At 64.9% G+C, this 8,477-nt stretch carries 6 protein-coding genes and 1 pseudogene; all 7 read left to right on the top strand.

The features are described 5' to 3' along the window. The first annotated feature begins 255 nt into the window (after positions 1-255). Positions 256-606: a hypothetical protein gene (locus ABIV12_RS03255; RefSeq protein WP_348056177.1), complete on the top strand. Its 351-nt coding sequence runs from the start codon at positions 256-258 to the stop codon at positions 604-606. A 64-nt stretch (positions 607-670) separates the two neighbouring features. Then, entirely contained in the window at positions 671-1,033 is a 363-nt protein-coding gene (locus tag ABIV12_RS03250; protein ID WP_348056175.1) for a DUF1653 domain-containing protein, read from the top strand. A gap of 259 nt (positions 1,034-1,292) precedes the next feature. After that, positions 1,293-1,952 carry a DUF4124 domain-containing protein gene (locus ABIV12_RS03245; protein ID WP_348056173.1) on the top strand — a complete coding sequence of 220 codons (660 nt, stop codon included), beginning with the start codon at positions 1,293-1,295 and terminating at the stop codon, positions 1,950-1,952. 206 nt (positions 1,953-2,158) lie between these two features. Continuing rightward, positions 2,159-2,554: a hypothetical protein gene (locus ABIV12_RS03240; RefSeq protein ID WP_348056171.1), complete on the top strand. Its 396-nt coding sequence runs from the start codon at positions 2,159-2,161 to the stop codon at positions 2,552-2,554. Positions 2,555-2,752: 198 nt separating this feature from the next. Continuing rightward, on the top strand, positions 2,753-5,479 hold the full coding sequence (locus ABIV12_RS03235) for a M1 family metallopeptidase (RefSeq protein ID WP_348056169.1): 2,727 nt from the start codon (positions 2,753-2,755) through the stop codon (positions 5,477-5,479). Positions 5,480-5,644: 165 nt separating this feature from the next. After that, positions 5,645-6,193, top strand: coding sequence for a Pycsar system effector family protein (locus ABIV12_RS03230; protein WP_348056167.1), 549 nt, complete (start codon positions 5,645-5,647; stop codon positions 6,191-6,193). A gap of 104 nt (positions 6,194-6,297) precedes the next feature. Next, positions 6,298-8,477: pseudogene (locus ABIV12_RS03225) on the top strand (hypothetical protein); the annotation flags it as partial.

The raw sequence follows: 8,477 nt of genomic DNA, 5'->3' as shown, positions 1-8,477 counted from the left end.
AGCGTGGACGCGCACCGCGATCTGGAATATCGGATTCGCGATCAACGTTGCGCTGTTCTTCTCGCCGTGGTGGAGCAAATGACGCTGTTCCGTCGTATGCTGGATCGCCGAACAACCCGAAAGGATTGGTGCGCACCGCTCATCACCCGGTGCTTGTCGACCGCGTCGGGTAGAAGCATGAGGGCGCACCGGACGAGCCGTCGAATCCGCGCCGCGATTGTTGGACCAGCGTGATCGCGCTGCGATGGAGGCACGATGGAGCTTGCACTCAAATCGGACGACGAGATTCGTGCGGTGGCGGATCCGATCATGGACAACCTGATGCGCGCGTCGACCGCGATCGATTACCACCGGCACACGCGCGATTTCACCGAACGCGCTCGAAGCGTCCTCTCGAGCAGCGCATTCGAATGCATTTGCAGGCAGTATCAGCAGACGCAAGGTGACTTCGCGGAACGCACGTTTGTCGCGGCGTTCAGGCGACCGGCGTCAGTCGCGGTGGTCTGGCGACAGACGTTCACGAAGGCACCCGGCGACTATGTCGCCGAGATCGTTCTCGTTCAACGGGGCGACCAGACCCTGGTCGACCACGTGATGGTTTTTTAGGACGGCCCGTGCGGAGCGATGCAGGCCGCTTCGCTTCGACCCGTTGTCCAGCGAGAGGTGCCCAGTGAGCGATGCAGCAAGCTCGTCGTCGCAGTTCCGCGCGTCATCGCAGCGCGCGTCAGGAACCGATCTGCCAGCGCTGCCTGAGGTGAGTGCCGGACGCTATCGCCACTACAAGGGTGGCGACTACGAGGTGATCGGTGTCGCGAGACACAGCGAGTCGCTCGAACCCGTCGTCCTATACCGGCCTCTCTACAACGACAGCGGCTTGTGGATTCGTCCCTGGGCCATGTTCTTCGAACAGGTGGACCATGCGGGGCGCCTTCAGCCGAGATTTGCATGGATGGGTGACGCAGCCGATGCGGAGTCCGATTGCGTGCCTGACCTTGCGGATGGCACGGTTTCCGGTCGCGGCGTGATTCCCTGATCGCGCGTCCCCGATGGCATCCGCATGCGTCCCCAGGCACGGATGGCGGCAGAGCACCGCGGATTGCGCGAACGGCCGCAGGATGCGTCGATGCTCATCGTCGCGACGATCCCGTGACGCGGCAAGCGCAAGAGGCAGCATCGCCCCGATCCATCGCCCCGACGGTTTCTGCGCGTCTCTTGCCCGTATCATTTTCCGCACGACCATCGCGGCCGACGACGACCGGGCCGTTTTGCCGAAGCCGGAGAGGAGAGCACCGATGAGAAGCGTGATCCTGCTGGCGGCGTTCGCGGCTGTCCCGGTGGCGGCCGGCGAGGTCTACAAGTGCAAGGGACCCAAAGGCGACATCACCTTCACCAACATCAAGTGCCCGGAGCACACGGACACGGAGCGTTACGCGACGTACGAGCCGGAACCGGAACCGCCGCTTCCGTCGCCGACGACACCGGATCCGGGTGAGGCCGCTCCGAGTTTTGCCAATGTCGTTTCGTCGGATGCGAGCGGAGAGCCCGCCATGCCCGCCTTGCCGCCGCCCGGTTCACCGTCGGCGGAGTCGTCGCTGATGCCCGTCGAACAACCGGTGGATCCAGCCCACCCACCGGTCGCCGCGGAAAGCGCGAGTCTTCCGGCCGGGTACAAATGCTCGGACGGCCAAACCATGTGGCTTCAATCGACACCGTGTCCGGCGGCCTCAGCACGTGCTTTACCGGCGGCGGGCGAAGCGTCCGCTCCCGAAGCTGCGCCAGCGACTGCTTCCACTGCGTCGACGCAAACTCTGGAGATTCCACCGGCATCCTCCTCGCAGAGTGCGCTGTGCGAGCAGCTCATTGCGCAGGTCGGCAGTCCCGAACATCGCAATGACGGGCCGGGTACCGACGAGTTGAACAAACTGCTCGCCGCCAACGGGTGCAAGCACTAGCCAAGTCGAGATGCCACCGCGTGCGCAACATGCGATCTGCCGGATGCGCGCAGCGTGGTGGCTCAGCGGTCCGTCGTGAGCGGAGTGAAACGCCGGTCGTCCTTGTCTGCGCGAGGATTTTCGAGTGAATCCGGTACATTTTGCCCATGTCGTCGGGGCCCGGGATCTCGGTATAGTTTTGCAGAATATCGCACGAGTGCTCCCCCATGGATCACAACCTGGCCGACGAAGCGAGGCGCATGTTCCAGACGCGGCATCCGCTCGAGATCTTCGAAGACGAGTCGTGGCGACCGCTGGAGGACACATCGGTCTGCGCGACAGTGTTCGAGTTGCCGGTGGCGCGAGCGATGGACGTGTCGGGCGGCGTCCGCCTACCGGACGGGCGCGTGGTCCGATTCCGCGTTCCGCGCCATCGCATGTTCGACGAGGTGGAGTTCGTCCGCACCGACCACGGACAGATCGATGGTGCCACCGCCCACTGTGCGACGTGCGGTGCGTATCGCCTGCTCCAGGTCACGCTGTTTTCGGGAGGCCACTCGCTGCGATGCGCGTTCTGCTCCGCGTGGGAAACGGAGGAGCTCGTTCGCGGCAAGCCGCTCTGACTGATTCGGGGACAGTTGGCTGGCGTGCGGGCGCCGCATCCGTTGCCGGGCAACTTCACAGCCGCAGCCTTCAGTCGATGCATCGGCGCCCAGTTGCGTCAGCCGGATCCCGGACCTGCTCCGACCCATGACGAAAGCCCATTGCCCGCCTGGCGCTGGCGTGGTCAGCTTCGCTCCTTGTCCAGGGCGAGTGCTCCAATGTCTGCTGTTCTCCGCGTTGCGCTGCTGCTTCTTCTCGTTGCATGCCCGGTCGTCGCGATCGCCACATCGATCGTCGAGGCTCCTCCGACCGGGAAACTTCCGACCGATGCGAGCCCGCAACACTACGCGTTGCACCTGACCATCGATCCGCGCCTCGATCGATTCGAAGGCGAGACGCGTATCCGGGTGGTGTTGTCGCGCCCGATGGATCACGTCTGGATCCATGCGAAATCGCTCACGGTGACCGCAGCGCGCGTGATCGATGCGGCCGGCAACGCGACCCCGGTGCAGGCGACCGCGGTGCCCGATGCGGCGCTGCTCAAGCTCGCATTTGCGCGCACGCTGCAAGCGCAGGAGGTCGAGCTGGTGCTCGCCTACACGGCGCCGTTCAACGCACAACTGGAAGGCCTCTACAAGGTGAAGGTCGGCGACGACAGCTATGCGGTGAGCCAGATGGAGCCGGCCAGCGCGCGTTTTGCATTTCCCGGATTCGACGAGCCGCGGTTCAAGACACCGTTCGACATCGTGCTGACCGTCCCGAAAGGCGACGTGGCCGTGTCGAACACGCGTCAACTGCGCGAGGAGGTGTCGAAGGATGACCGATGGAAGACCCTGACGTTTGCGACGACAAAACCGTTGCCCACCTATCTCGTTGCATTTGCAGTCGGGCCGTGGGAGGTCGTCGACGCGCCGGCCATTGCACCGAATGCGGTAAGGAAGACGGCGGTGCCGCTGCGCGGCATCGGTCCGCGTGGAACCGCAAAGCAGCTCGCGTGGGCTCTTGAAGTCGCGCCGTCGATCGTGACGTTCTTCGAGGAGTACACCCAGCAACCGTATCCGTTCGACAAGCTCGACGTGCTCGGCGCGCCGGATTTCGCCGCGGGTGCGATGGAGAACGCGGGCTTGATCATTTACCGCGACGCCTATCTGTTGATCGACGCGCACGCGGCCGCCGATCGCTATCGACGCGTGTTCAACATCGAGGCGCACGAGATTGCGCATCAGTGGTACGGCGATCTGGTGACCGTGCCATGGTGGGACGACATCTGGCTCAACGAAGCGTATGCGACGTGGGCGCAGTCGAAAGCGACCACCGCGCTGCGGCCCGAGTACCACGCGCCGCTCGAACGTCTCGAAGCGCGGCTCGAGGCGATGGGCAGCGACAGTCTGCTCAGCACGCGCAAGATCCGCCAGCCGATTCTCGGCAAGGGAGACATCGTGACCGCGTTCGACGGCATCACGTACCAGAAGGGTGCCGCGGTGCTTGGCATGTTCGAGGCGTGGGTCGGCGAGGAGACCTTCCGCAAGGGCATGCGAGCCTATCTCGCGCGCCATGCATTTGGCAGCGGCAGCTCCGACGATCTGATCGCGACACTGGCCGAAACCAGCGGCAAGGGTGAGACGTTTGCGAAAGCGATGCGCAGCTTCCTCGATCAGCCTGGTGTCCCGCTGGTGCAGGCTGAGCAGGCCTGCAAGAACGGCAAGGCTACGCTGACGCTCGCGCAGTTGCGCTACCTGCCGTTCGGTGTGTTTGCGAAGGAAACGCCGCGCTGGGGCATTCCGGTGTGCACCCGCTTCGGTCACGGCGCGACGTCGGACACGCAGTGTTTTCTCCTGGAAAAGGAGAAGCAGACGTTCGACGTCGCCGGCCAGTGTGCAGACTGGTTCCTGCCGAACGCCGACGCGCGTGGCTATTACCGTTTCGACATGACTGCCGCGGATCTTGCCCGGCTGGGTGCAGTTGCGGGAACACTGAGCGAACCCGAACAACTGGTGTATGCCGATGCCATCGCCAGTGCGTTCAATCGCGGCACGCTCGGACCCGCGGCCGTCCTCGACGCGATGCCGGCGCTGGCTTCTTCACCGATGCCGCAAGTGTCGACCGCGCTGGTCGAGTCCTTCGAATGGATCCGCGAATACCTGTCCGATTCAGCCACACGAACGCTGCTGGATGCGTATGCATCGCGCCTCTACGCACCGCGACTGGCAGAGCTTGGCTATCGACGAAAGGACGGCGAGGCGGGCACCGCGACTGCGTTGCGTACCCGCCTGGCGGATTTCCTCGCGATCGTCGTGCGCGATGCACAGGTACGCGCGGAACTGGCCAGGCAGGGAAGGGCAGCGCTGGGTCTCGACGGAAGCGGCAAGGTGGATCTGTCGCTCACCGACGCGGATCTGCGAACCACCGCGCTGCAGGTAACCGTGCAGGATGGCGGTGTCGCCGCGTTCGATGCGGTGCTGGCCGAACTCGCGCGCAATCACGACACCACGCAACGCTATGCGCTGCTCGGCGCGCTTGGCGCGACGCGCGATGCGGCGCTCGCCGAACGCGCGCGCAACTTTGGCCTGACGCCCGCGGTGCAGATTGGCGAGATGGCGCGCCTCTACGACGCGCAGGTCGAGCAACCGGAGAACCGTTCCGCCATGTGGACCTGGTTGCAGGCGCACTTCGATGCGTATCGCGTGCGAGTGCCCGCGTTCGCCCAGGCGTATTTGCCGAAGACCGTCGCCGACGGACGTTGCAGCAATGCCGCGGCGGACGAACTCGTCCACTTCTTCGAGCCGCGCCTCAAAGACCTGATCGGCGGTGGCCGCGGCCTTGGCCAGACAGTCGAACGCATCCGTCAATGCGGAGGCCTGCGCGAAAAGGAGGGGACTGCCGCGTTGAAGGCATGGGCCGAGAGACAGCCCTCAACGGGCGATAGCGAGCACGCACTGCGCTGACGTGTGCCATGCGTTCATAGGCTGGACGACCGCAGGTCGGCCGGCGGCTGTTCATTCGAAGCGAGGAGCGCCGGCCGCAGAATGCGCGTCCGGCCTACGAGGTTGCCATTGACGCCAGGCCACCTTGCTAAGATGCCGGGCATCTGAGCGATGACGGCAATACCCATGGACGAACACCCCGCGGTCGATCCGTTCTCGCGCATTCCCGAGCGCAACACGGGGGATGTGCTGTTGCGCACGGCGCAGCAGCATCATGTTGCGCTGTCGAGCATGGCGGATCTGAAAGCGAATATCCTGATCACGGTGTCGTCGATCGTGCTCACGATGACGCTCGGTCGAATGAATGACCCGTCGCTGCGCGTGGCGTTTCTGACCCTCACGGTGTTCACGCTGATCGCATTGTTGCTCGCGATTCTCGCCGTGCTTCCGAAATACCGCGCGATCAAGGTGACCGGCGATCACCTTCCTGCCGGGTTCAACCTGATGTTCTTCGGACACTTTGCAGAACTGCCGCGTGAGCGCTTCCTCGAAGAAGTGACGCGTGCGATGAAACCCGATGGTTCGGTCTACGCGACAATGGCGAACGACCTGTATTCGCTTGGCTGGTATCTCGCGCATCGAAAGTACCGGTATCTCCGCTACAGCTATCTGTCCTTCCTGATCGGCTTCCTGCTCGCGGGTATGGCACAGGTCTGGCATCTGCTGACGGCCTGAGTTGCACGGCAGTACGCGTGCGATTGGGGAAATCGCGCGGCTGCAAACCCCGGCGCGCCCATCGCGCCGTTGCACCACCATGGTTTTTCCGGGAGAGGGTTTCCATGCGCCAATGTGTCGTTCGTTTCCTGTGGCTCGCCTGCCTGTTGATCGTCGAGAGTGCGCATGCGCAGTCGCCGATTCCACCGACGCTCGATGCGTGGCGTGGCTGGGTGTTGCACAACCTCGACTATCGCGCTTGCCCGCTGATTGCCGGACGCACCGGCGCCTCCGAAGCGGAATTCATGTGCGCGTGGCCCGGCACGTTGAACCTCGCCACCGATGCGACGGGCGCGAACATCAGCCAGCGCTGGCACGTCGAGACCGACGCGTGGGTGGCGCTTCCGGGAGATACGGACCATTGGCCGCAGCAAGTGAGCGTCGACGGACAACCGGCACCGGTGGTGGATCACGGCGGTCCAAGCCTGCGTCTTGTTGCCGGCAACCACGAGGTCCGCGCACGCCTCGTCTGGCAAGACCGGCCCCAGACCTTGCGGGTGCCGGGCACAGTCGGGCTCGTTGCCCTCAGCGTCGATGGCAAGCCGGTGGTGCCGGTGCAGCGCGATGGCGACGAACTGACGTTGGGACGTGCGGCAGCAACCGCGCCCGAGGCCGACAGCATCGAGCTGCGCGTGCATCGCCGTCTCGACGATGGCGTTCCCGCGTTGCTTCACACGTTGATCGCGCTGCACGTCTCCGGTCAGGCGCGCGAGGAAATCATCGGACCCGTGCTGCCCGCGGGTTTCGTTCCGCTGGCGCTCGACAGTGTGTGGCCGGCGCGACTGGATGCGGATGGACGCCTGCGCGTGCGCGTGCAACCAGGCGACAACACGCTGGTGCTCGACGCGCGTGCCGACGCACCGTTGACCACTGTCACTGCAAAACTTGCCGCCTCACCGTGGCCCATCCAGGAAATCTGGAGCTACGCCACGGCACCCCGTTTGCGCATCACCTCGGCAACCGGCGCGGTGCAGGTCGATCCAAACGAAGCCGGCGTGCCCGGTGACTGGGCCGCGTATCCCGCATTTGCGCTCGCCGACGGCGCCACGCTGACCATCGACGAACGGTCGCGCGGCGCTGCGTCGGACCAGCGCAACCGACTGTCGTTGTCACGACAGATGTGGCTCGACTTCGACGGCCGCGGCTGGTTCGCGCGAGACCATGTCAGCGGAGAGATGCTGCAAGGATGGCGCCTCGATGCCGCGTTGCCGTTCGCCGTCGAACGCGCCGATGCGATCGGCGTCGGCCGCAACGGGAGACCCGATGAAGCGCTGCTCGTGACGCACGGCGCGCAAGCACAGCTCAGTGGTGTCGAATGGCGCACGCCGCTGGTCGATCTCGCCGCCGGCCTTCGCGTCGAAACAGCGGGCGCCTCGATGCCCATCGTCGGTTGGCAAGACACCTTCGACCGCGTGGACACCACGCTCCACCTGCCCAACGGGTATCAGCTCCTAGCGGCGCCCGGCGCCGATCAGGCCGCCGGCAGCTGGATCTCCAGCTGGAACCTGTTCGGCGTGTTCATCTGTGCGGTCGTGCTGTTGCTTGCATGGCGCTTGTTCGGCCCACTGGGTGCGTTGGCGGTCCTGGTCTATCTCGCGCTCGCGCATCAGGAACGTGGATCGCCGTTCTGGAGCCTGCTCGCAGCGATTGCGATCGCGCTGATTGCGCGCGCACTACCCGAGGGTCGGCTGTCGCGCGCGACGGAGTGGTTGCGTCGCGCGGCACTCGCGCTCCTCGTCCTCCTCGCGCTTCCATTCGTCGCAGATCAGGTGCGCTACGCGTTGCATCCGCAGCTGGAGAACGATGGCGGGGGGGCGCTCGATCTCGATTTCGGGGCGAAGAAAGAGCTCGCCGGTTCGATGGCGGATGCGCTGGACAGCGACATCGTGCAGACGCCGCAGCCCGAAGAATCCGCTTCGGCTCCGATGTCGCCTCCTCCTCCTCCCGCGCCGGCGATCGAAGCGCAGGGCGGAGCCGTCAAACCGGGATTGTTTCGGCATCGATCATCCAAAAACAGCGTCGGAGAACAAAAGCTGGAATCTGACGCGGCCACGAATCCGGCCGTGCGTCGCGACCAGATCGGCCACTACAGTGTATCCACCGTCGTGCAGACCGGCGCCGGCGAACCAGGCTGGCAGCTCGGCCGGCGCTATCAATTGAGCTGGAGTGGTCCGGTGCAGCCGGAGCAGACCGTGCGCCTTGTGATCGCGTCGCCGTGGATGGTGCGCACGCTGCGCATCGTGCT

Origin of the sequence: Dokdonella sp. (genome assembly GCF_039926425.1) — a bacterium.
GTDB lineage: Bacteria > Pseudomonadota > Gammaproteobacteria > Xanthomonadales > Rhodanobacteraceae > Dokdonella_A.
Note: the sequence above shows the minus strand (reverse complement) of the source record. Positions and strands in the feature narration are given on the sequence as shown.